Origin of the sequence: Vreelandella neptunia, from assembly GCF_022489065.1 — a bacterium.
GTDB classification, from domain to species: domain Bacteria; phylum Pseudomonadota; class Gammaproteobacteria; order Pseudomonadales; family Halomonadaceae; genus Vreelandella; species Vreelandella neptunia_A.
The window spans coordinates 889,773-916,272 of sequence record NZ_JAKVTW010000001.1 but is presented as its reverse complement, the minus strand read 5'-3'; the positions used below and the strand labels follow the sequence as shown (position 1 = coordinate 916,272).

The 26,500-nt window shown below is 53.3% G+C and carries 24 protein-coding genes; 15 read left to right on the top strand and 9 right to left on the bottom strand.

Annotated elements, in window-relative coordinates; all coding sequences use genetic code 11:
* Nucleotides 1-78 precede the first annotated feature (78 nt).
* From coaE to MLE19_RS04140, 3 genes are read left to right on the top strand one after another with little or no spacing between them, the layout of a single operon-like run.
* Nucleotides 79-681: a dephospho-CoA kinase gene (gene coaE, locus MLE19_RS04150; RefSeq protein WP_240716792.1), complete on the top strand. Its 603-nt coding sequence runs from the start codon at nucleotides 79-81 to the stop codon at nucleotides 679-681.
* A gap of 33 nt (nucleotides 682-714) precedes the next feature.
* Nucleotides 715-948 (top strand): DNA gyrase inhibitor YacG, encoded by a 234-nt coding sequence (yacG, locus tag MLE19_RS04145; RefSeq protein WP_240716791.1) that lies wholly within the window; start codon nucleotides 715-717, stop codon nucleotides 946-948.
* Between the two features lie 50 nt (nucleotides 949-998).
* Nucleotides 999-1,874 carry a DNA replication terminus site-binding protein gene (locus MLE19_RS04140; RefSeq protein WP_240716790.1) on the top strand — a complete coding sequence of 292 codons (876 nt, stop codon included), beginning with the start codon at nucleotides 999-1,001 and terminating at the stop codon, nucleotides 1,872-1,874.
* 13 nt (nucleotides 1,875-1,887) lie between these two features.
* Here the strand turns inward: MLE19_RS04140 and MLE19_RS04135 are convergent, their stop codons facing one another.
* A complete protein-coding gene (locus MLE19_RS04135) occupies nucleotides 1,888-2,229 on the bottom strand; it encodes a hypothetical protein (protein WP_240716789.1) in 342 nt (113 codons plus the stop codon).
* A 373-nt stretch (nucleotides 2,230-2,602) separates the two neighbouring features.
* On the opposite strand from MLE19_RS04135, the gene MLE19_RS04130 reads away from it, so the two are divergent.
* Nucleotides 2,603-3,442: a helix-turn-helix transcriptional regulator gene (locus tag MLE19_RS04130; protein WP_240716788.1), complete on the top strand. Its 840-nt coding sequence runs from the start codon at nucleotides 2,603-2,605 to the stop codon at nucleotides 3,440-3,442.
* 108 nt (nucleotides 3,443-3,550) lie between these two features.
* On the opposite strand, the gene MLE19_RS04125 is transcribed toward MLE19_RS04130, so the two are convergent.
* The 8 genes from MLE19_RS04125 to MLE19_RS04090 all read right to left on the bottom strand — a co-directional run bounded on the left by MLE19_RS04125 (nucleotide 3,551) and on the right by MLE19_RS04090 (nucleotide 14,607).
* Nucleotides 3,551-3,925, bottom strand: a complete 375-nt coding sequence (locus tag MLE19_RS04125; protein WP_240716787.1) for a histone-like nucleoid-structuring protein, MvaT/MvaU family — start codon at nucleotides 3,923-3,925, stop codon at nucleotides 3,551-3,553.
* A gap of 327 nt (nucleotides 3,926-4,252) precedes the next feature.
* On the bottom strand, nucleotides 4,253-5,932 hold the full coding sequence (gene rpsA / locus MLE19_RS04120) for a 30S ribosomal protein S1 (RefSeq protein ID WP_240716786.1): 1,680 nt from the start codon (nucleotides 5,930-5,932) through the stop codon (nucleotides 4,253-4,255).
* Nucleotides 5,933-6,115: 183 nt separating this feature from the next.
* Complete coding sequence (gene cmk, locus MLE19_RS04115; RefSeq protein ID WP_240716785.1) at nucleotides 6,116-6,814, bottom strand: (d)CMP kinase; 699 nt, start codon at nucleotides 6,812-6,814, stop codon at nucleotides 6,116-6,118.
* Nucleotides 6,807-9,086 carry a bifunctional prephenate dehydrogenase/3-phosphoshikimate 1-carboxyvinyltransferase gene (locus MLE19_RS04110; RefSeq protein ID WP_240716828.1) on the bottom strand — a complete coding sequence of 760 codons (2,280 nt, stop codon included), beginning with the start codon at nucleotides 9,084-9,086 and terminating at the stop codon, nucleotides 6,807-6,809. Before MLE19_RS04110 ends, cmk begins: the two co-directional genes overlap by 8 nt.
* Before the next feature lie 5 nt (nucleotides 9,087-9,091).
* On the bottom strand, nucleotides 9,092-10,183 hold the full coding sequence (gene pheA / locus MLE19_RS04105) for a prephenate dehydratase (protein ID WP_240716784.1): 1,092 nt from the start codon (nucleotides 10,181-10,183) through the stop codon (nucleotides 9,092-9,094).
* Nucleotides 10,184-10,188: 5 nt separating this feature from the next.
* A complete protein-coding gene (gene serC / locus MLE19_RS04100) occupies nucleotides 10,189-11,292 on the bottom strand; it encodes a 3-phosphoserine/phosphohydroxythreonine transaminase (RefSeq protein ID WP_240716783.1) in 1,104 nt (367 codons plus the stop codon).
* Nucleotides 11,276-14,020 carry a DNA gyrase subunit A gene (gene gyrA / locus MLE19_RS04095; protein WP_240716782.1) on the bottom strand — a complete coding sequence of 915 codons (2,745 nt, stop codon included), beginning with the start codon at nucleotides 14,018-14,020 and terminating at the stop codon, nucleotides 11,276-11,278. The genes serC and gyrA overlap by 17 nt, the downstream gene beginning before the upstream one ends.
* A 152-nt stretch (nucleotides 14,021-14,172) precedes the next feature.
* Nucleotides 14,173-14,607, bottom strand: a complete 435-nt coding sequence (locus tag MLE19_RS04090; RefSeq protein WP_240716781.1) for an acyl-CoA thioesterase — start codon at nucleotides 14,605-14,607, stop codon at nucleotides 14,173-14,175.
* A 176-nt stretch (nucleotides 14,608-14,783) separates the two neighbouring features.
* Here MLE19_RS04090 and MLE19_RS04085 point away from each other — a divergent pair, with 176 nt between their 5' ends.
* From MLE19_RS04085 to MLE19_RS04035, 11 genes are all read left to right on the top strand, one after another.
* Nucleotides 14,784-15,713 (top strand): recombination-associated protein RdgC, encoded by a 930-nt coding sequence (locus MLE19_RS04085; protein ID WP_240716780.1) that lies wholly within the window; start codon nucleotides 14,784-14,786, stop codon nucleotides 15,711-15,713.
* A gap of 76 nt (nucleotides 15,714-15,789) precedes the next feature.
* Entirely contained in the window at nucleotides 15,790-16,971 is a 1,182-nt protein-coding gene (locus tag MLE19_RS04080) for a 1-acyl-sn-glycerol-3-phosphate acyltransferase (protein ID WP_240716779.1), read from the top strand.
* Nucleotides 16,972-17,112: 141 nt separating this feature from the next.
* Nucleotides 17,113-17,394, top strand: a complete 282-nt coding sequence (locus tag MLE19_RS04075) for a hypothetical protein (protein WP_240716778.1) — start codon at nucleotides 17,113-17,115, stop codon at nucleotides 17,392-17,394.
* A gap of 119 nt (nucleotides 17,395-17,513) precedes the next feature.
* A complete protein-coding gene (gene metG, locus MLE19_RS04070; protein WP_240716777.1) occupies nucleotides 17,514-19,550 on the top strand; it encodes a methionine--tRNA ligase in 2,037 nt (678 codons plus the stop codon).
* Between the two features lie 236 nt (nucleotides 19,551-19,786).
* Nucleotides 19,787-21,247, top strand: a complete 1,461-nt coding sequence (locus MLE19_RS04065) for a sensor domain-containing diguanylate cyclase (protein ID WP_240716776.1) — start codon at nucleotides 19,787-19,789, stop codon at nucleotides 21,245-21,247.
* Entirely contained in the window at nucleotides 21,244-21,825 is a 582-nt protein-coding gene (gene rsxA / locus MLE19_RS04060) for an electron transport complex subunit RsxA (protein WP_240716775.1), read from the top strand. The genes MLE19_RS04065 and rsxA overlap by 4 nt, the downstream gene beginning before the upstream one ends.
* Nucleotides 21,826-21,837: 12 nt before the next feature.
* The gene (rsxB, locus tag MLE19_RS04055; protein WP_240716774.1) at nucleotides 21,838-22,452 is read left to right on the top strand and encodes an electron transport complex subunit RsxB; all 615 of its coding nucleotides are present in this window, start codon (nucleotides 21,838-21,840) and stop codon (nucleotides 22,450-22,452) included.
* A complete protein-coding gene (gene rsxC / locus MLE19_RS04050) occupies nucleotides 22,436-24,121 on the top strand; it encodes an electron transport complex subunit RsxC (RefSeq protein ID WP_240716773.1) in 1,686 nt (561 codons plus the stop codon). The genes rsxB and rsxC overlap by 17 nt, the downstream gene beginning before the upstream one ends.
* A complete protein-coding gene (locus MLE19_RS04045) occupies nucleotides 24,118-25,158 on the top strand; it encodes an RnfABCDGE type electron transport complex subunit D (protein ID WP_240716772.1) in 1,041 nt (346 codons plus the stop codon). Before rsxC ends, MLE19_RS04045 begins: the two co-directional genes overlap by 4 nt.
* The gene (gene rsxG / locus MLE19_RS04040) at nucleotides 25,155-25,790 is read left to right on the top strand and encodes an electron transport complex subunit RsxG (protein WP_240716771.1); all 636 of its coding nucleotides are present in this window, start codon (nucleotides 25,155-25,157) and stop codon (nucleotides 25,788-25,790) included. Before MLE19_RS04045 ends, rsxG begins: the two co-directional genes overlap by 4 nt.
* Complete coding sequence (locus MLE19_RS04035) at nucleotides 25,787-26,488, top strand: electron transport complex subunit E (protein ID WP_240716770.1); 702 nt, start codon at nucleotides 25,787-25,789, stop codon at nucleotides 26,486-26,488. The genes rsxG and MLE19_RS04035 overlap by 4 nt, the downstream gene beginning before the upstream one ends.
* Nucleotides 26,489-26,500: the final 12 nt, after the last annotated feature.

The following is a 26,500-nucleotide window of genomic DNA, read 5'->3' as shown; positions in this document are numbered from 1 at the left end:
AAAAAACAGCTCTTGAAAAAACGCTCTTGAAAACAGTTCTTGAAAACAGCTCTTAACATTAGCTACATGAGGCAGTGGATGATTATCGGATTAACGGGCGGGATTGGGTCGGGTAAATCGACCGTTGCTCGCGCCTTCGAAACACTGGGTGCCGCTTGGGTTGATGCCGACGATGTTGCGAGAGAAATTGTCCAACCGGGAGAGCCCACCCTTTTTGCCATTCAAAAACGCTTCGGTGATCAGGTCATTAATGTGGACGGCACACTTAATCGCGCTGCTTTGCGCGATATTGTATTTAAAAATCCCGAACAAAGGCGCTGGCTAGAATCGGTAACCCACCCCAAAATAAGAGAGCGTTTATTACAGCACTTAGAGCGCCTTACAGCTCAAGGCGCTCCTTATGTTCTGCTGGTATCACCGTTACTGTTTGAGTCAGGACAGCATGCCCTGGTCAGTCGTAGCCTGGTGGTGGATGTGCCCCAAGCTCTGCAATTATCGAGAACCCAACAGCGTGATGGGGTGAGTGAGAGCCAGGTGCATGCTATTCTCGCCGCCCAGCTTCCCCGCGAACAACGGCTAGCAAAAGCAGATGACGTGATAGATAACGGCGGAGACCAAACCAGCATGATGCAACAAGTGATCCGGCTGGATGAGCAATACCGTCGGCTGCTGAACGGCTGAGTTATCGCACCTATTAACGCAATTGGAGTTTTTATGGTTCGCCCTGCAAACGATTCCCCGCTTGAAGTTAATTGCCCTCAGTGCGCCAAGCGCGTGCCTTGGCTGCCAGAAAGCACTTATCGCCCTTTCTGCAGCAAGCGCTGCCAACTAATTGATCTGGGTGCCTGGGCCGATGAGTCGCACCGCATTTCGGGCGAATCGGCCATGGATGAAGCCGATATAGAAACGCTGCTGGCGCAGGCCGACAAGGATGCGCCGCTCACATAAAGAGCCAAGCAGTTAACTGACATTTTCCGCAAACAACCATGGCTGAACCAATGCCTGAACAATCATCGCTTTCAGCCTACCACCTGCTGCTTCAACTGGAGCAGCAGTTTGACGCTTTGCTTGCCACTATTGAAGCTGCCGTTTCGCTTTACGAGCAGCAACAGCCGGCGACATGGGTGTTTAATCAAACCACGCCAACTACGCATTGGTTACGCGAAGCGCTTTTCGATATGTGGCATGAGCAGGATCAGGATGGTCGTGAGACACGCAACTACATTGCCATTGTGGCCGCAAATGATGAACTCCTCACAGCCGCAAGTGCAGTTAATCAAGCTAAAGCCCGTTTTAGTGAGCTACTTCAAGATATTAAACAGGCTTTTCCTCAAACGCTGAGTGAGGCAAAAAGCCGCCTACCACACCGTCATCCACACGTGGATGAAGTACTACGTCGTAATGGCCTTGCCCGCTTACACCTTAAGCAGAGTTGGCGCCAATTACCCATCGCCCAAGCACCAGTCTCGCGGGTTCGCTTCGCGTGGTATAGCAGTGGTCGCTCGATTAAACGCCTGTCAGTACAAGAAGCGGAACACAAGCTTTTGCAGCTTGATACCGAGGCACCGCATATTCGTATTCAGCTGCGCAAATTAGCAAGCATCCCTAGCGGTGAAGTGCTCGCTCAGGTACAAACGCAGGCGCCATTAATGCGAGCAAATCTGTTCTTTACCGAGCCACTTGAGGACGGACACACTAGGCGGGCACTGAATGCCGCTATGCCAATCTTTGTGCCAGATAACAACCAGCGACTGCCGCATATTAACTTGCCCGCTTCACAGCCCCCCACCACGCGCACAAGAGCACGGCGACGCGATGAGAAGCTTGAGCAGGATGTGTTTTTGCCAAGCTTGCGTATTTATCGCTACCGTTAGACGTTGCCTAACATTAGCTGCCGGGCACTACATCCTGCTGCCACAAACCGCAGCTAAGTAGTGTTTCAATCATTTCGTTCAAATCAGCGTGGTCAATACCGTACTCAACCAACAACGCTTCAAAGCGCTGGTTGAAGACATGATCAAGCTCTTGTTGTTGTTCCTTCTGTTTTGTTTCTACATCATCCTGCTCCAATGCCGCAAGCGACCTTACCGGCGGACCCGTCGGTATATCAAAATCACTTTCAGGATCGTCTAACTGGCGTAAAGCCTGCGCAAAGGCATCGTCTAATTCACGAAACTTACGCAGCTTTTCACGCTCATCTATCGGCTTTTGAACCTTTTGATATTTCATCGATGTTTCATTTACACCTTACTTGAAATGGTCGATATGACTACCAACGTAGCATTTTCCACAAAAAACTGTGCACAAACGCGTAAAGATAACGAGCAAACTTGCCTTTGCCACCCAGTTGCCAGCATAAAGGCATCATCATTATGTATTCGGTGGTGACATGCACATTTATCAAACACGACACAGCCCGCGATAACTCAAAAATTGATGCGAAGCATCAACGTATCCACAAGTAGCCTGAACAGAGATTCGACTCTCATCTGTAAGCTGAACGTTTGCTATTCAGCTAGGTTACCAACATTAACGCACTGGGAGAGTGCACTACAGGCGAGATAAGCACGACCTGTACGATTCACGCATGAGAGGCCAGATAATGTTCAACGCGATGACACGAGCTGAGATCTGGCTACAGGACACTATTGATAAGCCACTCGGTATCGAAGACCTTGCTAACCACATAGGGTATTCGTCTTCTCAAGTTCGGCGCCAATTTCGCCAAAGCTTTCATATTTCACCAAGCGCCTATCGTGAAAAAAGACGATTAGAACGCGCGGCTGTTTTACTAGCGCTTACGCCTCTCAATATAGCGCAAATTGCGATACGGTGTGGGTATCATAACCACTCATCTTTCTCACGAGCGTTTCAACGTCGTTATCAGTATAGGCCCCGCAATTTTCGACAAACAATGAAAAACTCGTTGAATCGTTCGACGCCCCATCAAGCTTTCAAAACCGGCATCGAAAAAACGAGTGATCGACAAATGATTCTAATGCGCCTCTATCAGGCTCCCGAGCATATCAAGGGGCTTGGGGAGGCAAGCTATCATAACAAGCAGCTAGCCTGCCTACAGGCGCGATTACGCCTATCCACGACCATCATTGCGCTGCCCGATATACTAGCGGACAAGGTTGATGCGCTTAATGATGAACCATTGCACTCATACCGCACAGACGTTGGCCTTTACCTTGAGCAATCAGACAATGCTCAAGACATCGCCTTACCGGTTCCGTATCGACGGGTCGAGATTCCTACCCACTACTATGCAAGCACATGCTTTAAACATTTAACTGAGCTAAAGGATGCGTTGACGCATACCATCACACATCTGCTTCATAATCAAAGTAACTGGCATGTCAGTGGTCACCCGCCGCAAGTTTTATGGCAAGAAAACCATTTAGAACTGCGGATACCGCTAATAAACCCCCAGTACTGATAGCTTATCGAGACGTGGCTTATCGGGACATAGCTTATCGTGATATAGCTGGGCACACAGCAATAAAAAACCGGCATTTCTATACAGAAATGCCGGTTATGGAATTACTTAATCTTCCATGCGTACTAGCCAGGATTCTACGGCCTCATCGCCATGCTCATCCTTCCAGCTACGCAGGCCCTTATGATTGCCGCCGCGTGTTTCGATTACTTCCCCAGTTTTAGGGTTTTTGTAAATCTTTAGACGACGCTTACGACGAGCATTGCCACTTGCCGTGGTTTTAACACTACGCTGTTCGGAAGCCGGATCCAATAAAGCAATCACGTCGCCTGGACGCTTGCCGAACTCAGTCATAAGCGCTTCAAGTTTGGCCTTAAATTCCAACTCACTTTTAAGACGTTGATCGCCTTCTAAGCGCTGAAGATCTTCTTGAAGCTGCTTTAGCTGCTGTTCTTTTTGGATATATTCGTTAAGTAATGACATCGGGGTTCCTTTAGTATCGTATCCAACTGAACGGGGTATAACAGGATGAGATCCAACTGGTTTAGGTGCTGACTGGACAACCTAGGCACCCATTAGTTCAGAATTCTGGGACATTATTCCTGTAAAAAGAGTAACTGACAACAGTCTAGTTCATTTTCACTCAATTACTAATCGTTTTTAAAACCACAACTGCTATTTAAAATAGCGTTAATCATAATAGCTCAGCATCACTTTGCTATGTTTTGACTATTATTAAGCTTCAATCATTACAAACAAAAGCGCCGCCCCTAAGGGCGGCGCTTTTACAAACCAAACACTAATTGATAATTAGTCTTGGCCCATTTGCTGCTTGATCAAGTCACCGATAGTGGTCGGACCACCTGCTGTTTCCGGCTCTTGTTCACGCATCTTCTTCAGGTTCTGACGCGTATCATCCTGGTCTTTCGCTTTTACCGACAGGTTAATCTGACGGCTCTTACGATCGACGCTAACAATACGAGCTTCAACGCTGTCGCCTTCATTCAGAACATTACGCGCGTCTTCTACGCGGTCAGCACTGATTTCAGACGCCTTCAGCAATGCAATAACGTCAGTCGCCAATTCAACTTGAGCTTCTTTAGCATCAACTTCAATAACACGACCGGTTACGATGCTGCCCTTATCGTTGACTGACAAGTACTCAGCAACGGGGTCGGAATCCATCTGCTTGATGCCCAGCGAAATGCGCTCGCGCTCAGGATCAATAGACAGGATAACGGCTTCAGCTTCGTCGCCTTTCTTGAAGCTGCGTACGGCTTCTTCGCCAGTATCAGTCCAAGAAATGTCAGACAAGTGAACCAGACCGTCAATACCGCCTTCAAGGCCGATAAAGATACCAAAGTCAGTAATAGACTTGATGGTACCTGAAACGCGATCGCCCTTGTTGTAGTCAGTGTTGAAGGTTTCCCATGGGTTAGCAGTGCACTGCTTGATACCCAGAGAAATACGACGACGCTCTTCGTCGATATCCAACACCATGACGTCAACATCATCGCCCACTTGAACGACTTTAGACGGATGGATGTTTTTGTTAGTCCAGTCCATTTCGGAGACGTGAACCAGACCTTCAACACCCTCTTCCAGCTCGGCAAAGCAACCGTAGTCAGTCAGGTTAGTGACGACTGCGTGTACTTTCATGCCTTCCGGGTAACGCTCTTTAATGTTGACCCACGGATCTTCGCCCAACTGCTTAAGACCCAGTGAAACGCGATTACGCTCACGGTCAAACTTCAGAACCTTGACGTTGATCTCGTCGCCAACGGCAACGATTTCGGAAGGATGCTTAATACGCTTCCACGCCATGTCTGTAATGTGCAGCAGGCCGTCAACACCGCCCAGGTCTACGAAAGCGCCGTAGTCTGTCAGGTTCTTAACGATACCTTTGATCTGCTGACCTTCTTGCAGAGTTGCCAGCAGCGCTTCGCGCTCGGCACTGTTCTCTGCTTCCAGAACCGCACGACGTGATACCACAACGTTGTTACGTTTCGGGTCGAGCTTGATGACTTTAAAGTCTAGCTCTTTGTTTTCCAGGTGCGCAGTGTCGCGAACTGGACGAACGTCAACCAACGAGCCAGGCAAGAAGGCACGGATAGAGTCAACTTCAACAGTGAAGCCGCCTTTAACCTTACCGTTGATAACGCCCTTGATGACTTCGTCTTTCTCGAAGGCTGCTTCCAGAATCTTCCAAGCTTCTGCGCGCTTGGCTTTTTCACGGGACAGACGAGTTTCACCGAAGCCATCTTCAACGGCTTCAAGCGCAACGTGCACGTCGTCACCGATAGCGATGTTCAGATTACCGTGTTCATCGCGGAATTGTGACGCCGGGATCTGACCTTCAGATTTCAGACCAGCGTTGACAGTAACCCAGTCACCGTCAATGTCGACAACCTGGGCCGCGACAATAGCGCCTGGCTCCATGTTGATGTCGTTAAGAGACTGTTCAAACAGCTCAGCAAAGCTTTCGCTCATGGTGTTCCTACGTAATTACGTTGTTGAGGCATAAATGCCTTCTCCGCACCACCAGCAAGTGCGGGCCTAATGTCACTCAGCCTTTGGGGGTGTTAACGCTGGTTAGACCTGACCGGGCTCACCGATGTGAGTTTAGTGCCCTGCCACGTCGTGACACCTTTCCAAAAGCGCCGCAAGGGAGAATCACACGCCGCTTACCAGCCCTCTTTGGGCGAGCAGTTCGGTCAGTCGATCAACCACTTCCGGTATGCTCAGACGCGTGGTATCAAGCGTAATGGCATCATCTGCCGGCTTGAGAGGGGCCACGCTGCGCTGCGTGTCGCGTGCATCGCGTGCCTGAATCTCCTTTAAAAGACTCGAAAGACTAGCATTCACCCCGGCTTCCTGCAACTGTAGATGACGCCGACGCGCCCGTTCATCGGCACTTGCCGTCAAAAAAATCTTTAGCGGGGCATCGGGAAAGACCACGGTTCCCATATCACGCCCATCGGCCACTAACCCTGGTGTTTGGCAAAAATCGCGCTGACGCTGTAAGAGCGCCTGACGAACAGCAGGCAGTGCGGCTACCTGTGAAGCACGCTCACCGGCCTGCTCGGTACGAATCACTTGGCCAACATCCTCACCTTCGAGCAGTGTACGCGGCTGGCCATCTTCCACAGGAAAGGCCACATCCAACTGCTCCGCCAAGCGTGCAAGCCCGGCCTCATCGTCAACCGCTACGTTGTGCTTAACCGCTGCTTGAGCGGTTAACCGATAAAGTGCACCGCTATCCAGCAAATGCCAGCCCAACCGCTCTGCCACCAAACCACTGATGGTACCTTTACCGGCGCCACCTGGGCCATCAATGGTCAGAACAGGAACCGCAGGAGCGCGATCATTCATGCGTGCCCTCCACGCTTACGCTCATACCAATTCGGGTGGCCAACTCGACGAAGTCAGGGAAAGAAGTGGCTACGTTGGCACAATCTTCAATCACAATCTCTTCGCTCGCACGCAGCGAAGCAATCGCAAAGGCCATGGCAATACGGTGATCACCCAGGCTATCGACACGCCCACCGCCATAGCTGGCTTTTTGTGCATCGCCATTACCAACAATATCAATACCGTCTTCTACGACGGTGTGCTGCACACCTAAAACAGCCAAGCCATCGGCCATGGCTTGAAGGCGATCCGACTCTTTGACGCGAAGCTCTTCAGCGCCTCGCAGACGCGTTACACCTTCGGCATTGGCGGCAGCGATAAATAGTGCAGGGAATTCGTCGATGGCGAGTGGCACCTGATCGACAGGGATATCAATACCCTTGAGCGGTACGTAGCGAATACGAATATCCGCTACTGGCTCTCCGCCCACTTCACGCTGGTTCTCTAATGCCAAATCCGCACCCATCAGGGTAAGAATATTAATCACGCCAATCCGGGTGGGATTAATACCCACATGCTCAAGAGTGATATCTGAACCTGGGGTGATCGCGGCGGCGACCAGGAAGAAGGTCGCTGATGAAATATCAGAAGGGACATCGATTGGCCCTGCCGTAAGCTTTCCGCCCCCCTGTAACCAGCAGGTATCGCCTTCACGGGAAACCGCATAGCCGAAGCCATTAAGCATACGCTCGGTATGGTCACGCGTGGGCGCAGGCTCGCGCACGCGAGTTTCGCCATCGGCGTACAAACCTGCCAGCAATAAGCAAGACTTAACCTGCGCACTGGCCATGGGCATATCGTACTCAATACCTTTAAGAGCAGCGCCACCACTGATTTTCAGCGGCGGCCGCCCGCCTTCAGCAGTATCAATCGATGCGCCCATCAATCGTAGCGGATCAGCCACGCGCCCCATGGGACGCTTGGTTAGCGACTCATCGCCGGTTAACTCACTATCAAACGCCTGGCCAGCAAGGAGCCCTGAAAACAAGCGCATCGCAGTGCCCGAATTACCCACATAAAGCGGGCCAGCAGGTGCTTTTAAGCCATGCATACCGACACCATGGATCGTCACGCGTCCCTGATGCGGCCCTTCAATCGCCACGCCCATTTCACGAAATGCCTGCAGCGTCGCCAGACTATCTTCACCTTCCAGAAAGCCTTTAACTTCAGTAACGCCCTCTGCCAGCGCCCCCAGCATAATGGAGCGGTGCGACATGGATTTATCACCGGGTACGCGCAAACGCCCCTGGGCTTGACCGCCCGGCTGCACACGGTAGGTCACCTTACCTTGTGGTTGCATATGGTATTCCGCCTGGTAACTGGTTTTGTTCAATAAAGAGTCGAAATAGTGCCGGGCATGGCTTGCCCGGTCAAAGGTGGCTATCAGCGCATCGCTGTCACCGGTTTCTACCGCATGACGCAGCCGCTCAAGCCCTGCTTCAAAATCATCCAGCGATGCCAATACCGCCTGCTTATTAGCGATAAAAATATCTCGCCACATGACCGGATCGCTACCCGCGATACGGGTAAAATCACGAAAACCACCGGCCGCATAACGGAAAATCTCTAAGCGCTCATCTTGGCGTGCCAACGTATCCACTAATGAAAACGCCAGCAGATGGGGTAAATGGCTGGTGCGCGCCAACACTTGATCATGGCGCTCTACGTCCATTTCCAGAACATCGGCACCGCAGGCTTCCCATAAGCAACGGACGCGCATCAAAGCGTCTGCATCAACGTTGGGCTCGGGGGTAAGAATCACCTTGTGATCCACATACAAGCGTGGATTCGCTGCCGCTACACCGCTTTTCTCTGAGCCAGCAATGGGGTGCCCCAACACCATATTGGTAGGCACTTGGCCAAATACTCGCTGAGCACAGGCGCGGATAGTCGCCTTGGTGCTGCCAACATCGGTAATAACAACGTTAGCTGAAGCGCTAGGCAGCGCGCCAGCCAAGCTCGCCATAACGCTCTCCATAGCGAGCACCGGTACCGCCAGCACCACCATGGTGGCGTTATCGACTTGCTCAGCAAGACGGGTTCCACCTGAATCGACCAACCCCATCTTTATACCGCGAGCGATCTCATCTTTATCAGGATCACAGGCAACAATTTGCCCCTTAAACCCGGAAGCGCGCAGTGCCGCAGCAAGTGAACCACCAATTAATCCCAGACCCACAATCAACAAGCGCGATTCATGACAGGAAGATGTTGTTACGCTATCGCCGACCATTAACGTCACAGCACGCCTATGGGGTAGGAACCCAGCACGCGTAAATCAGCCGCCCGCAGCCGTACCTCTTCAAGTACTGCGGCAACACGCGGCTCATCGCGATGCCCTTTAAAATCGATGAAAAAGACATAGTTCCAGACACCGGTACGCGAAGGCCGCGTTTCAAGGCGAGTTAAGTCGATCTGGTGACGATGAAACGGCTCAAGCAAGGCGTGGAGAGTACCCGGCTGGTTGCGCATGGCGACCACAATGGAAGTTTTGTCTTCGCCCGCCATGGGCACATCCTGGTTACCAATAATCAAAAACCGCGTGGAGTTATCCGGGCGGTCTTCAATTTTTTCCGCAATATGCTCAAGGCCATAAAGCTTGGCCGCCATATCTCCAGCAATGGCCGCGCTATGCCACTCGGTTTTCACCAGTTTGGCCGCTTCGGCATTAGAGGAGACCGGCACGCGCTCAGCATGGGGATAGTGCGCATCGAGCCATTTGCGGCACTGACCGAAGGATTGCGGGTGGGAATAGATGCGCGACACTTTATCGCGGCGGGTCGTTTCGCTGACCAGCAGATGATGGTGAATTCGCAGCACCACCTCACCGCAAATTTTGATGGAAGAGTCCATAAAGGTATCAAGGGTGTGATTAACCACCCCTTCAGTGGAGTTCTCCACCGGCACGACGCCATAATGCACTGCGCCCGCCTCTACCTCACGAAACACCTCATCGATAGCGGCCATCGGCAGGCTTACGGCGCTCTCGCCAAAGTGCTTGAGCGCGGCCTGCTGAGTAAAGGTGCCTTCAGGGCCTAAATAGGCCACCTTGATCGGCTGTTCTAATGCCAAACACGCCGACATGATTTCGCGAAACAGGCGCGCCATCTCCTCTGAATCAAGCGGGCCTTTATTCAATGCCATAATGCGCCGCAGCACCTGCGCTTCTCGCTCAGGGCGATAGAACACCGCATCTTTATCTTCGGCCAGCTTTACATGCGCCACTTGCTGAGCACAGTTGGCACGCTCGCTGATCAGATTAAGAATATCGCTATCGAGCTGATCGATTCGCTGGCGCAGCTCATCCAGATTGATCGACGTGTCGGACATGGTGGTTAGCCCCTTGTTTGTTCAAAATCCGCCATAAATGCAATTAGCGCATCGACTGCGGACTCCGGCACCGCGTTATATAGGCTGGCACGCATGCCGCCTACGCTGCGGTGGCCTTTCAAATTAAGTAGCCCCGCAGCATCGGCCTGCTCTAAGAATGCGTTATCCAGAGCCGCATCGGCTAAGACAAAGGGCACGTTCATCCTTGAGCGATTGGCTTGAGCGATCGGGTTGCTATAGAACTCGCTTGCATCAATCGCCGCATAAAGCTTATCGGCTTTACGCTGATTAATAGCATCCATCGCAGCCAGCCCGCCGATGTCGTCTTTCAGCCACTGAAAGACCAGCCCCGCCAAATACCAGGCATACGTCGGTGGCGTATTCACCATCGAACCCGCTTCCGCCAGCATCTGATAATCAAACAACGAAGGAATATTTGCCTGAGCGTTGCCTAGCAAGTCATCACGCACAATTACCAGCGTTAACCCGGCAGGACCGATATTTTTCTGTGCCCCAGCATAGATGACGCCAAACTCGCTAACGTCGATCGGGCCAGAAAGGATATTTGATGACATATCGCAGACCAGCGGCACGTTAGTTCCATCGGCACGCTGAATGTGCGGTGTATAGTCAAACTCCAAACCGCCAATCGTTTCGTTCGACGTGTAGTGCAGATAGGCGGCGTCATCGCTGACGTTAATGGTATCCATTGCGGGTACTGCCATATGCCCATTAGCTTCGCTACTGGCCGCTACATGACAAGCGAACCCAAGCCGTTTTGCTTCGCTGAGCGCTTTTTTGCCCCAAATGCCGGTCTGAATAAAGTTGCCGCTACCGCCCTGCCCCAACAGGTTCATCGGCAGCATGGCAAACTGCATACTGGCGCCGCCCTGTAAGAACAGCACTTTATAATTACTCGGCACACCTAAAAGCTGACGCAAATCAGCTTCGGCGCGCTCGGCAATAGCAACAAATTCATCGCTGCGGTGGCTCATTTCCATCACGGAAAGACCGCGCCCCTGGTAGTCCAACAACTCTTCCCGGGCGCGTTCCAGTACGGCTACTGGCAGGGCCGCCGGCCCTGCGCAGAAATTATAATGACGTGTCATCAGTCCCCGTTTCCTGTGCGTCATCGGATGATTCACCCGTCTTAGCGTCTACAAGCCCCTCTTCAAGGCTAGCGTCAGCCCCTTCTTCGAGGGCTGTCAGATCGACTTCGGCGGGCTCATCAACACGAACCGTTTTGACTAATTTTTCTTCTTTACCCAGACGAATCAACATCACGCCCTGAGTGTTACGCGAGGTGGTTGAGACCTCTTCGACACGGGTACGCACCAGCGTGCCGCGGTCGGTGATCAGCATCATCTCGTCGCTGTCGTAGACTTGCATCGCCGCCACTAGCGAACCGTTACGCTCGCTGGTTTGCATGGCGATAACACCCTGGCCACCACGGCCACGTAACGGGAACTCTTCCAGGCGCGTGCGCTTGCCGTAACCGTTTTCACTGGCGGTCATAATGTATATTTGACCATCAGCCGTTTCGGCTACGACACCCTCTTGGGCGCCATCCTGCGCTTCCTCTTCGGCATCCGCTTCAGCGTCGATTTGCTGACTTTTGGGAATAATCAGACTGATAACTTCCGCATCGCCTGCCAGGCGCATACCGCGCACGCCGCGGGCTGTACGCCCCATGGCGCGGGCTTTGCCCTCTTCAAAGCGGATCGCCTTACCGTTAGACGACAGCAGCATGGCGTGATCATTGCCGGTGGTAATCGCGGCGCCCACCAAGCGGTCGCCCTCTTCCAGATCAATAGCAATAAGACCGACGCTGCGCGGACGTGAGAACTGCTCAAGGCTGGTACGTTTAACGGTGCCTTTCGCCGTGGCAAAGAAGATGTAGTTATCAGGATCGTACTCACGTACCGGCAAGATGGCGTTAACCGCTTCGCCCTCTTCCAACGGCAGCATATTCACCAGCGGCTTACCGCGTGAACCACGGCTGGCGTTGGGCATTTCATACACCTTCAACCAGTACACCTTGCCGCGGTTGGAGAACAGCAATACGGTGTCGTGAGTTGAAGCCACCAGCAGGTGCTCAATCACATCTTCATCTTTCATGGCAGTGGCGGACTTACCGCGCCCACCACGACGCTGGGCTTGATAATCTGAAAGCGGTTGGGTCTTGGCGTAGCCAGAGCGAGACACGGTGACCACCATGTCCTCTTCAGCGATCAAGTCTTCAATCGACAGATCCAAATGGCTGGCCTGGATTTCAGTGCGGCGATCATCGCCAAACTGATCACGCACGGCGTGCAGCTCTTCACGAATCACTTCCATCAAGCGATCGGCAGACGCCAGTATCTCGGTTAGCTCGGCAATTTTTTCAAGAATGTTCAAATATTCGTCGAGCAGCTTCTCGGTCTCAAGGCCCGTCAAGCGATGCAGACGTAGCTCAAGGATCGCCTGCGCCTGGGCAGGCGAAAGCCGATACGAGGTAGCCGCGGTATTTAAACCAAAGCCCTCTTCCAGCTCTTCTGGCTTGCAAGAAGTAGCACCGGCCCGCTCCAACATGGCGGTCACCTGACCAGGCTGCCAAGTCTGGGCAAGCAGCTTTTCACGCGCTTCAGCGGCATTGGGTGAGGCTTTGATCAGCTCGATCACTTCGTCGATATTCGAGATAGCAACGGCCAAGCCTTCCAACAAATGACCACGCTCACGGGCTTTTTTCAGTTCATACAGCGTGCGCCGGGTAACCACTTCGCGCCGGTGGCGAATAAAGGCTTCCAGCATCTCTTTAAGATTGAGCGTACGTGGCTGGCCATTCTCCAGCGCCACCATGTTAATCCCGAACACGTTTTGCAACTGCGTTTGGGCAAACAGGTTATTGACTACCACTTCGCCGGACTCGCCGCGCTTAATTTCAATCACCACGCGCAGGCCATCTTTATCCGACTCATCGCGCAGTTCGGCGATGCCTTCGATCTTCTTATCTTTCACCAGCTCAGCGATCTTCTCGATCAACCGCGCTTTATTTACCTGATAAGGCAGCTCGGTGATGATGATGTGATCGCGACCGGTTTTGTCGTGGTGCTCAATGGTGTGGCAGGCACGTACATAAATACGCCCGCGGCCAGTGCGATACGCTGACAAAATACCCGCGCGGCCATTAATAATCGCGCCGGTGGGGAAGTCAGGGCCGGGGATATACTCCATCAAGTCATCCACGGTCAGCGTGTAGTCGTCGATTAACGCTAAGCAGCCGTCAATCACTTCACGCATATTATGCGGCGGAATATTGGTCGCCATACCCACCGCGATACCCGACGAGCCGTTGATCAGCAGGTTGGGCACTTTGGTAGGCAATACGGCGGGAATACGCTCGGTACCGTCGTAGTTATCGACCCAATCGACGGTATCTTTTTCCAGGTCAGCGAGCAGCTCGTGGGCAAGGCGCGACATACGCACCTCGGTATAACGCATGGCAGCCGCGTTATCCCCATCAATAGAACCGAAGTTACCCTGGCCGTCGACCAGCACATGGCGCATAGAAAAGTGCTGCGCCATACGTACGATGGTGTCGTAAACCGCGCTATCGCCGTGCGGATGGTATTTACCGATGACATCGCCGACGACACGCGCCGACTTCTTGTACGGTTTATTCCAATCATTACCCAGTTCATGCATGGCAAATAGCACACGCCGGTGAACCGGTTTAAGGCCATCCCGCACATCTGGAAGCGCGCGGCCGATAATGACGCTCATCGCATAGTCGAGATACGACTGTTTGAGCTCGTCTTCAATATTGACGGGCAAGATTTCTCTGGCGATGTCACCCATGAAAGTCAGATCCTTTGCACTGCATTGGCACTGCGAGAGTTGAAAGCGCTTAAAAACACCGCCCTAAAAACACATTAGGACGGCGCGCAAATACTTCGCCATCATACCACTGCAAAAGCATCAAGGGCAGCCAGGGAGCTCACCAATGCCGTTTAGCCGGCAAATGCTTCTTTTGGCAGCGTTAACGCGTTCAGCGTCTCACGCACTTCTCCCTCGATAGCGGCGGCTTTATTGGCCCGCATATCGAGCAGCACAAAGGTTAAATCCGCCTGGGCAATCAAGGTACCGTCTTTACGTACAATACGGTGATGGCAGAGACCACTGCGCTCACCGACATCGACAATACCCGTCAGAATCTCTAAATCATCCCCGTGACGCGCCGCAGCCAAATAATCAATATTCAAGTTAACCACCACAAACGCCCGGCCAGCCTGATGGAGCTCTTTGATCATCGCTGGGTGTTGATCGAAGTAATCCCAACGTCCCTCTTCCATAAACTCCAGGTAGCGAGCGTTATTCACATGACCATAGCCATCCAAGTGATAGCCACGAACACGCAGTTGAACCCGCGATAGCGATGTACTCATAACCACTCCTACTGTTCAGTCAAACAATGCAATTAATTGGCGGATAGTATTTAGCTGGCAAACCCTCAATCAAACACAAGTTTGAAACACGTGCAACAGAGACGATTGGTGGCAGCCGCTGGTAGGAATGCCCCTCTTTCGCCATAATGTGCCACCTTTTGAACAGGATTGGCCTCATGTGGTTTAAGCACTTGCATTTATATCGCCTGCACGACGCGCCCGAACTCTCCAGCGATGCGCTCGCAAGCGCCTTACAAGAGCATGCCGCCAAACCACTTGGCAACGCGGATGCGCGCCGTCTTGGCTGGACAGCACCAGCGGGGCGAATGGGGGGAGGACAGCTGGTTCACGAAATCCAGTCGCATCGTTTGCTTTCCGCCCTGCGCCAAGAGCGCCTACTGCCAGCATCGGTAGTAAAAGAGGAAGTCGACGAGCTCGTCGCCGATATCGAAGCCAGCGAAAGCCGCAAAGTGACCCGCAAAGAGAAAACCGCGTTTAAAGAGCAGGTCACTGAAAATTTGCTGCCTCGCGCGTTTGTACGCAGCCAGAAAATTGATCTTTGGTGGGACACTAAAGGCCAGATGATCGGCATCAATGCCAGTTCACGCACTCGTGCTGAAGACATTCTGGACTTGCTCCGCGAGACGCTAGGCAGTTTGAAAGTCACCCCGCTGAGCTCGCAAACACTGCCTATTCGCGCCATGACCACTTGGTTGGGCGACGTGGCCAGCCGCCCTGCTGACCTGCAGCTAGGCGATCAGGTTGAACTCAAAGCCAAAGGCGATGACGGTGTGCTTCGCGCGCGCCAGGTCGATTTAGACAGCGATGAAATTCAACAACTGCTTGAAAGCGGCCGCCAGGCCAGCAAGCTCGCTATTAGCCTGGAAGGCCGACTAAGCTTTGTGTTACATGACGACTTAGCGCTGAAATCATTGCGTTTTGGCGATGCATTGATAGAAGAGGCCGACCACGCTGACGACGGTGACGATGCCCTTGCGCGCCTGGAAACCGATTTCATTTTAATGGCGCTGGCACTGTCTACCGATATTCCGCGTTTAATAGAGTGGCTAGGTGGCGAGACGCAGCGGGAACCCGCAGCACAATAAAAGCTCTATACCCTTTTATAGCTCTTCGCCTCAATGCTATTAATTGTTACTTATCTTTCACCATCCTACGGTTCGCATGACTCAACACAATAACGCTACCAACGCCTCTAACGAGACAGACCCGTGGGCCGATATCCGGCCCTTTATGGATCATGAAGTGGCCGATGTGCTGGCCAGACTCTCACGGGACAACGAACTGCTGGATGCGCTCACCCGCTTTCGGCTGCCACGCATGGCACGCTGGGCGCCGTCGTTAGCACGCCTGTTTGCCAGTCGTGCCGTGCGGCGTGAAGTTAAGGATGTGTCGACGGTTTACGACTTTCAAATGCGCATTGCCCACTATATGGAGCGCATGATTCGCACTACCACAGATGCCTTTGAAGTGACCGGTCTCGACAAACTCGAGCCCCAAGGCGCTTACCTATTTATAGGTAATCACCGCGATATTTCGCTGGACCCGGCATTCGTTAACTATGCGCTATATCAAGCAAACCGCGATACGGTGCGTATTGCCATCGGTGACAATCTGCTGAAAAAGCCCTATGTCACCGATCTGATGCGGCTCAATAAAAGCTTTATCGTGCCGCGTAGTGCACGTGGCAAGCGGGCAATGCTCGCGGCGTATCACCAGCTTTCGGCCTATATTCGCCATACCATCACTGAAGACCAGCACTCGATCTGGATGGCGCAGCGCGAAGGCCGAGCCAAAAACGGTATCGATCACACCGAACCCGCCATTATCAAAATGCTGATTATGGCCAGACGAGCGGCAGAGCGCGACATGGTGTTTGGTGATGCGATCGCCGAGCTGAAACTGGTACCGGTATCAATTAGCTATGAGTATGACCCCTGCGACGTACAAAAAGCCCAGGAGTTGCACGATATCGATACCCAGGGCAGCTACGCCAAAAGCGAGTTTGAAGATATTCGCTCCATTGTCGCGGGCATTACCGGCTCCAAGGGGCGTGTAAGGCTGCACTTTGGCACGCCGGTAGGTTCTGATATGGCCACGCCCGACGAAGTGGCGGCCGAGATTGACCGCCAGGTGATTGGTGGCTATCGCTTGTTCCCCAGCCACTATTTAGCGCTAGAGGCGCTAGGCGAAGCACCGGAGCTAGTGGCACGCAAAGCCATCACTCGACAAGACCGTGAACGCTTTAATGCTCGGCTTGCCGAAGTGCCTGAGCCTCTGCGCCCCTATTGGCTTGCTCAGTATGCCAATCCCGTTAAACATAAAGCGGGGCGTCTGTCGCTTTAAAAGCAGCGCTTTAATTTAACGGTTTAAGCGGCCATTTTAATATCAGGCAACTCATGCCGGTTGGCGGAAAAAATGCTATGGTCAACGCATTGATTGGTTTCGCTTGACGCTATCGTCAATCGCGATCCTAAGGAGACTCCCATGTCCGGTTCAGAAATTCAGAAAACACGTGTCATCAATGAGCTACGTGGCTTTATTCGCAAACTGCTGCAAGACCCAAAAATCCTTGAGCAATCTCTAGCGATTGCCAGGCAGCAACTAACCGAAGGCAATAGCCCTGCGGCAATGGCGCGGATTGCCAACGAGATTTCCGACACCACCAGCGTGCATATACCCGAAGATCCGGCAGAGCACTCTGAGGCAGATAAACTCTTTTTAGAACTGCTGCGCGAAGTGGTTCAAGAAGAGCAAGCGCTGTATTAATCTCAACGGCGTTTTTGCTCAGCTGCCGGTGTAAATGTCATCGGTGAAGCCTTTAACAGCTTCGCCTTTTTTTGTTATCGCCTGATCGGCACCCTATTCACTCGGAATTTACCTTCACCATGTCTACTACCGCCACGCGCAATATTTTGGTGACTAGCGCGCTCCCCTACGCCAACGGAGCCATTCACCTCGGTCACCTGCTTGAGTATATCCAGACTGATATATGGGTGCGTTTCCAGAAAAGCCGTGGCCAACAGTGCTACTACGTGTGTGCTGACGATGCCCATGGCACCGCCATTATGCTGCGTGCCGAGCAGGAAGGCATTACCCCAGAAGCGCTCATTGAGCGGGTTTCCAACGACCACCAAACGGACTTTGCGCGTTTTGGTGTCGGGTTCAACAACTACCACTCAACCCACTCCGCTGAAAACCGCGACTTCAGCGAAATGATCTATAAGCGCCTGCGGGATAAAGGCCATATTGCCACCCGCGATATTGAACAGATGTTTGACCCACAAAAGGGGCTGTTTTTAGCGGATCGCTTTATTAAAGGCACTTGCCCCAAATGTGGCGCCGATGACCAGTACGGCGATAACTGCGAAAAATGTGGCGCTACCTACACGCCTGCGGACTTGATCAATCCGGTATCAGCTATTTCAGGCGCTACGCCTGAAGTACGTACTTCGACCCACTACTTCTTTAAGCTTCCTGATTTTGCGGAATTCCTGCAGCGCTGGATTGACGACGGACACGTTCAACCGCAAATCCGCAACAAGCTGATGGAGTGGTTTGAGTCCGGCTTTAACGAGTGGGATATTTCCCGCGACGCGCCCTACTTTGGTTTTGAAATCCCCGACGCACCCGGAAAATACTTCTATGTATGGCTAGACGCCCCCATTGGCTATTTAGCCAGCTTCAAGAACTTGTGTGACCGCGAAGGTATCGACTTCGACAGCTACTGGAAGAAAGGCTCAGATGCCGAGGTGTACCACTTTATCGGCAAAGATATTGTCTACTTCCATGCGCTTTTCTGGCCCGCCATGTTGCATGGCGCTGACCTGCGCACCCCTACCGCCGTCAACTGCCACGGTTTCTTGACGGTAGATGGCGCCAAGATGTCTAAATCCCGCGGGACATTCATCAAAGCCGCGACCTACGCTGATCATTTGAATCCTGAATATCTGCGTTACTATTTTGCCGCCAAACTGACTTCTAAAGTTGATGACCTGGATTTAAACCTGGAAGATTTTGCCGCACGGGTAAATTCAGACTTGGTTGGTAAAGTCGTCAACATTGCCAGCCGCTGCGCCGGTTTTGTTAAAAAACTTGGCGGTGGGAATCTCTCAGCCCACTGCGCTGAGCCGCAGATGGTGGCACGTTTTATAGCCGCCGGTGACGATATTGCCGACGACTTTGAGGCACGCGAATTTAGCCGGGCAATGCGTAAAATCATGGAATTGGCGGACGAAGCCAACACCTACATTGCCGATAAAGAGCCCTGGGCATTGGCCAAGCAGGATGGCCGCGATGCTGAAGTCCTAGACATATGCTCGGTCGGCATTAACCTGTTCCGCCAATTGATGGTGTACCTAGCTCCCGTGGTTCCCGCAATGGCTGAGCAAGCCCGCGAGTTTCTTAATGTTGAGTCGCTGGATTGGCATACTCGTCAAAGCGTGCTCACAGAGCATTCGATCAACAAATTCAAGCCGCTGATGACCCGCGTTGAACGCGACAAAATCGATGCCATGATTGAAGCGTCCAAGGAAGATCTCGTGGAAGAGCAAAAACTCAAGGAAGCACCCAAAGGCCCGCTGGCGGAAGACCCTATCGCTGAGGAGATCGACTTTGCCGCCTTTGCCAAAGTCGACCTGCGCATTGCGCGCATTGCCAAAGCTGGATACGTGGAAGGCGCTGACAAGCTACTGCAACTGACCCTCGACTTGGGCGGTGAAACGCGCAACGTCTTCTCTGGCATTCGCTCCGCCTACTCGCCGGAAGCCCTGGAAGGCCGCTTAACGGTCATGGTCGCTAACCTGGCACCGCGTAAAATGCGTTTTGGCGTGTCGGAAGGCATGGTGTTAGCCTCGGCCAACGAAGAAGGCATCTACCTGCTCTCCCCCGACACCGGTGCTGAACCCGGCCAACGGGTCACGTAGCCACTATACGGTCTCGTCAAAGGGGTAGAGGCTAATTGCCTTTACCCCTTTTTATTTTTTCTGTCGTACATTATCACCGCTTCGCTCAGGCACACTTTATGGTTCATCGCTTCTCCAGATCTTTGCGCTTTCGTTTCTTAGCTGCCCTGAGTGCTGTTTTACTCCTCGCACTTATTTCCTTAATTGTACTGAGCAAGTGGGTAATATTTCCGGCCCTGCATAAAGAAGAGCGCGCGGTGGTAACGCAAGAGCTGGAGAAAATTGAACGTACTTTACAGATCAGCCAACAAGATCTACTGGCCCAAGCACGAGACTGGGCAATTTGGGACGATACTTACGAATTTGTCCAAGGTAACTACCCTGGCTATACCGATACCAACTTTAGCCAGCAGATGTTTGAAGAGATGCGCTATCAGGTAATGGCCTTTTTTAACGCGGAGGGCGAAGTGCATTATTTAGCGGGCATTAATCCCGCTACCGGCCAATACCACGCTTGCTATAGCGCAGAGCGTGAGTGCCGATGGATGGCAGGACTGATTCGCACTATGCAGGCGTCCATTAAAGAAGACCCAGAACAGGGAAAATGCGATATATATGCGGGCTCACCGCCGCTAATGGTGGCCTCTAACCCCATTTTTCGTACCGACGAAAGCGGCCCGCCTCAAGGCTGGCTGTTTAAAGTAAGGCCAATGAATGATGCGTGGCTTACTTTAATAGAAGAGTATACGGGGCTACCCACAACGCTTTCGATGGCTGACCGTAATGATGATGGCGACATTGCTATTACTATCAGTGGCAACACCATTCTAGCTCAGCGCTTTTTACCTACTTACCCACACAACGAGCAATTAGCGTTGGGTACACAGCTTACGCGATCCAGTTATTTGGCGAGTCTAGAAACGTTTCGCTACGTACTTTTATGGACAGCTTGTTTGATGCTACTGGTAATCGGGCTAGTACTAGTGCTACTGGAGCGTATTATTCTGAAGCCGCTAAGAACTCTGACCCAGTTTACGCAGCAAGCCAGCGTGGATCTAAAGGGATCAAGCAATCTATTAGAGCGTGGAGATGAAATCGGCATCTTAGCGCGCGCCTTTCAAAAGCAGTTTATGCGCCAAAAGCAACTTAATGCCGAACTCATCCAACTCTCTACTCATGACCCTTTAACCGGCCTGCCCAACCGCCGATTATTCGATCAGCGCCTGCAAGAAATCGTTAATATCTCCTTGACCACAGGGCAGCCCTTATCGGTCATGATGATCGACATTGACCATTTCAAACTGTTTAACGACCATTATGGTCACCCCGAAGGCGATATATGTTTGCAACAGGTTGCGCAGACGATGAATGACATCGCCACCAACCATGGCTTTTTTATCGCGCGCACAGGCGGCGAAGAGTTCAGTGCCATGCTGCCCGCCACTTCCGCCACCCAGGCGATGGAGAAAAGCCAAGCGCTTAGTCATGCTATCGACCAATTAAGGCATCCCCACCAGGTGTCGCCCGTGGCTCCATATGTCACCGTTAGCATTGGGATTAGCCAGTTGAATATAGAAGAGGTTATGACGCCTAGCGGCTTAATGACGGCCGCCGATCAAGCGCTCTACGCAGCCAAAGCGGCAGGACGCCACTGCGCCAAGGTCTATTCGCCTTCACTAGCCAACGCCTCATTTTCTTCGCACAATACGCCGCCATGAGTGAGCTATTTATTATTTTGATCAGCACTGCGCTGGTTAACAACTTCGTACTGGTTCAGTTTCTGGGGCTATGCCCGTTTATGGGTGTCTCCAACAAACTGGAGTCAGCCATGGGCATGTCCCTGGCCACCACCTTTGTGCTGACGCTGGCGTCGGCAGCTAGCTTTGTGGTCTACCATGGTCTGCTGGTGCCGCTGGATGTCACTTATCTGCGCACCATTAGCTTTATCGTGGTGATCGCGGCCGTGGTGCAATTTACCGAAATCATGGTGCGCCAGCTGAGCCCACTGCTGCATCAAGTGCTGGGGATTTTTCTACCGCTTATTACCACCAACTGCGCAGTATTGGGGGTAGCGCTACTGTCGCTCAACCGCGAACTGAGCTTTTTTCATACCACCCTCTATGGTTTAGGCGCTGCGCTGGGGTTTTCGCTGATTTTGGTACTCTTTGCCGCGATGCGTGAACGCTTGGCCGGGGCAGACGTTCCCAAACCCTTTCAAGGCGCTGCCATTGCGATGGTGACCGCCAGTTTAATGTCGTTAGCTTTTTTGGGCTTTTCAGGGTTGGTGCAGGGGTGAAGGCAACGCGCAATGAGTGACACTTTCAATGTTATCGGTATGCTTAGCGCAATCGCAGTGTTAACGGGCCTGGGCATTGGTTTCGGCGCCCTGCTCGGTGTGGTCAGCGAACGTTACAAGCGTGAAGACAACCCACTGGTTGAGCAAATTGATGCCCTGCTGCCGCAGACCCAGTGCGGCCAGTGCGGCTACCCCGGCTGCCGCCCCTACGCCGAAGCCATTAACCAAGGCGATGCGCTGAATAAATGTCCCCCAGGGGGCGAAGCGACCATCCACGCCCTCGCTGACCTATTAGGTCGCGAACCCGAGCCCCTCGACGGCGAAGCCCAAAGCGAAGCAAAAGTGGCGTTTATTCGCGAAGCGGAGTGTATTGGCTGCACCAAGTGCATCCAAGCCTGCCCGGTCGATGCCATTATCGGGGCGGCAAAACTCATGCATACCGTCATTGAAGACGAATGCACCGGCTGTGATCTGTGCCTGGATCCCTGCCCCGTGGATTGCATCGATATGCTGCCGCGCTCGACACTGCTTACCCAGTGGCAGCCTGCCACGATGCCTTCATCCAAAGTGATCGTTAGTGACCGACCCGATAATGCGTTAGGGGGTGTTCATGTCGAGCGCCTATGATTTCCCTGGTGGCATTCACCCACCGGAGCGCAAACAACGTTCTAATCAGGTAGCGCTAATGGAAGCGCCACTGCCAAGTCGGGTGGTTCTCCTGCTGCAGCAGCACAGCGGCCAGCCCGCCACTCCCTGCGTGGCGCCCGGCGATAGAGTAAAAGTGGGCAGCTTGGTTGCTAAACGCGAAGGCATGATCTCAAGTGACTTACATGCCACTATCAGCGGCACGGTGGGCGAGGTTAGTGCCACCCAAATAGTCATTGAAAGCGATGGAAAGGACGAGTGGCAGCGGCTACCTAGCCTCGACTGGCAGCAGGCGGATCCCGCAGCGCTGCTAGCGCGTTTAAATGAGAGTGGTATTGTCGGTTTAGGCGGTGCTGGTTTCCCCACGCATATTAAAGCGCGGGTGGTAGAGCGGCATGCGATTCACACCTTGGTAGTTAACGCCGCCGAGTGCGAACCCTATATCACCGCAGATGACCTTACCCTACGCCACTACACAAATGAGGTGCTCGAAGGCGCACAGATCATTGCCAAACTGTGCGGCGCGCAGCAGATCGTGATTGGCATCGAGGATAATAAGCCCGAGGCCATTCAAGCACTCGAGCGTGCACTGCAGCACGCCCTGCCTGATAGTCAGCCATTGGCAGTTGAGTTAATGGTTATTCCCACCCGCTACCCAAGCGGCGGCGAGCGCCAGCTGATTAAAAAACTGTTAGATCTCAACGTACCCAGTGGCGGACTACCCGCTGACGTAGGCGTGCTGTGCCATAACCCCGGCACCCTGCTGGCAATCCTGCATGCCGTGCGCGATGGTCAGCCGCTAGTTTCCCGGATTGTCACCCTGACCGGCGAGGCGATTGCCCAACCTGGCAATCGATGGGTGCGGCTGGGCACGTCTGTAAAAGAACTGCTGGAACATGCAGGGCTGAAACCCTCAGAGCTAAATCAGGTTATTCAGGGCGGCCCCATGATGGGCACGCCGTTGCTAACACTAGACACGCCGGTTACCAAGCTGACTAACTGCTTGATTGCCGCCACCATTGATGAGCTACCACCGCCGCCAGCGGAATCGCCCTGCATACGCTGTGGCGAGTGCGAAAGCGTTTGTCCGGTCGCCCTACTGCCGCAACAGCTGCACTGGTACGCCCGCGTCAAAGACGATGCAAAACTGGAACGCTATCACCTGTTTGACTGCATAGAGTGCGGTGCCTGCAGCTACGTATGCCCCAGCCATATTCCGCTGGTCGTGGATTACCACGAGGCTAAAAGCCGAATACGCTTGCAACGCATTGAAGCAGCCAAGGCGGAGTACGCTAAACACCGCTTCGAGTTCCGCCAAGCGCGGCTTGCCAGGGAAGAGGCTGAAAAGCAGGCACGCAAGGAGGCCCGCAAATCACAACAGCGTCGCACGCCTACCAATGCAGCCGCCAGCAGTGAAAAGATCGATTTACGAGGCCTGAGAATTGCCCATGCCGCTGCCAAAGCATCGGTTAAAAAAGCGGAAAAGACTCTGGCTCGTGTCGCCCAGGAAGATCCAAAACAGTCTTTAGATGATTTAGAAATGCAGCTTGCCACCGCCCAGGAGAACTTGAAAGCAGCCGAATCTCAGCTTGCCCAGGCTAAGGAACAGCAAGCAGCCACTGCTCCCTCCCAAAACGAGGACTCCCCATGAGCATGATGCACGCATCAGGCGTTAACGACGCCGCCGGCGCGGCTGTCGTGCCGCCAACCGTTAGTTTGATGCGCTGGGTACTTGTGGCGACGCTGCCGGGTATCGCCACCATGAGCTATTTTTTTGGCCTTGGGGTCATCAGCAATGTCTTGCTAGCCGCCGCCCTTGGTGTCGCTCTTGAAGCCGCCGTGCTACGGCTACGCAAACGGCCCATACGAAAGACGCTTGATGATTCGAGCGCACTGCTTACCGGCGTTCTGCTGGGTGTATCACTGCCGCCTGCCAGCCCCTGGTGGCTTATTGGCGTCGGGATGATCGCCGCCATCGTGGTGGGCAAGCAGCTATACGGCGGCTTGGGCCACAACCCATTTAACCCCGCCATGGTGGGCTATGCGCTGCTTTTGGTGTCATTTCCAACTTATATGACGCTATGGGCCCCGCCTCAGGAGCTAATTTCTAGTGGTTTATGGGCCCAAATCACGGGGACTATGCCAACCGCCCAGCTAGATAGTTTGAGCGGTGCCACACCGCTCGATGCCTTTAAGCACAAAGGCGAAGCCATACTTGCCAGCGAGTTCTGGGCGACTAACCCGCTGCCCGATGGAACGCTAAGCGCTTGGCGTTGGGTAGCCCTTGCTTGGTTAGCGGGTGGAGGGTTGTTGCTGGTGAAGCGGGTTATCAGTTGGCATATCCCGGTGGCAATGCTTGGTAGCGTACTAATACTTGCCACGCTGTTCTATCTAAGCGACCCCAGCCACTTCGCTTCACCGATATTTCATCTGCTTACTGGGGCCACGCTGTTTGGGGCATTGTTTATTGCCACGGACCCGGTTTCCGCCGCCACCAGCCGCCGCGGCAAACTTATCTATGGAGCTGGCATTGGCGCATTAGTCATCATTATTCGTACTTTTGGCGGCTACCCTGATGCGGTTGCGTTTGCAGTATTACTGATGAACCTATGCGTACCACTACTAGACCTGTATAGCGTGCCACGCCCGACGGGGCATCCAAAAAGCACCCGGGGTGAGCAGCCATGACGCTCTTCCAAGCCATGCAGCGCGGTGCTCTCGCCCTGGGCACTTTTGCTCTGGTCACTGCAGGAAGCGTTGCACTGACTCGCACACTAACCGCCGAGCGAATAGCAACACATCAGTTGGCTTACCAGCATCGTCAACTTCAACAAGTACTGCCCCAGTCGCTGGCGACTATCCCCGTCGCTCAGGTATTGGAAAGCACCTTTACACTCCCCAACCCAGAAGCCCTGGGTGTAGAAAATGATAGCCACGGTTGGTGGGTGAGCGATCAAAGTAATGGAGCTGTGATTCTGCCGGTGATAACGCGGCAAGGGTATAATGGCGAAATCCGGTTACTCATTGGCATTGACGAGCAGCAGCGTATAAGTGGCGTACGTGTCACCCAGCACCAGGAAACGCCGGGGCTAGGCGACGACATAGAGCGTAACCGTAGCGACTGGATTACTCAGTTTAACGGTTTAGGGTTAGCTAGTTTGCCGCCGGGTGGCTGGGCGGTAACGAAAGACGGCGGCCAGTTTGATGCGTTTACCGGTGCAACGATTACGCCCAGAGCCGTGGTCAACGCCGTTCATCAAGCTCTAGAGTACGCCGCAGAATCGCCGCTACCGTTGACCTTTAAGGAGTCCGACCGATGAGCCAATGGCGCCAACTGGCCCGCGACGGCCTATGGTCAAACAACCCTGCGCTAGTTCAACTGCTGGGCCTCTGCCCGCTGCTAGCCGTTAGCGGCAGCGTGGTGAATGCACTGGGACTGGCGCTTGCCACGCTACTGGTCATGGTGGGCGCCAGCACTGCGATTTCGATGATTCGCCACCAGGTTCCCAGCGCAGTACGTTTGCCCGCGTTCGTGATGGTGATTGCCGCTTTCGTCACCTGCGCTGAGCTGCTAATGGCTGCTTACGCCTACCCCCTCTACCAAGTGTTGGGGATTTTTATTCCGCTGATCGTCACTAACTGCGCCATTCTTGGTCGCGCCGACGCCTTTGCTTCCCGCCAGCCTGTGCTACCTGCTGCCATCGATGGTTTTATGATGGGTTTAGGTTTTGCTGCTGTCTTGGTAGTGCTAGGTGCGCTGCGCGAGCTGCTCGGTCAAGGCACCCTGTTTAGCGATATGGCACTGCTATTTGGACCACAAGCGGCGAATTGGCAGCTTACTATTGCCGACGACTACCAGTTCCTATTTTTCGTGCTGCCACCAGGGGCGTTCTTTGTGGCAGGCATGTTGATCGCCTTGAAAAACGCCATTGATCAACGCAGCGCTGCCCGGGCTCAGCCAGTCGCAGCCGCCCCGCGCACGGAGCGCCGCGTACGCGTTACCGGTACGATTAAATAACGCCATGCGCAA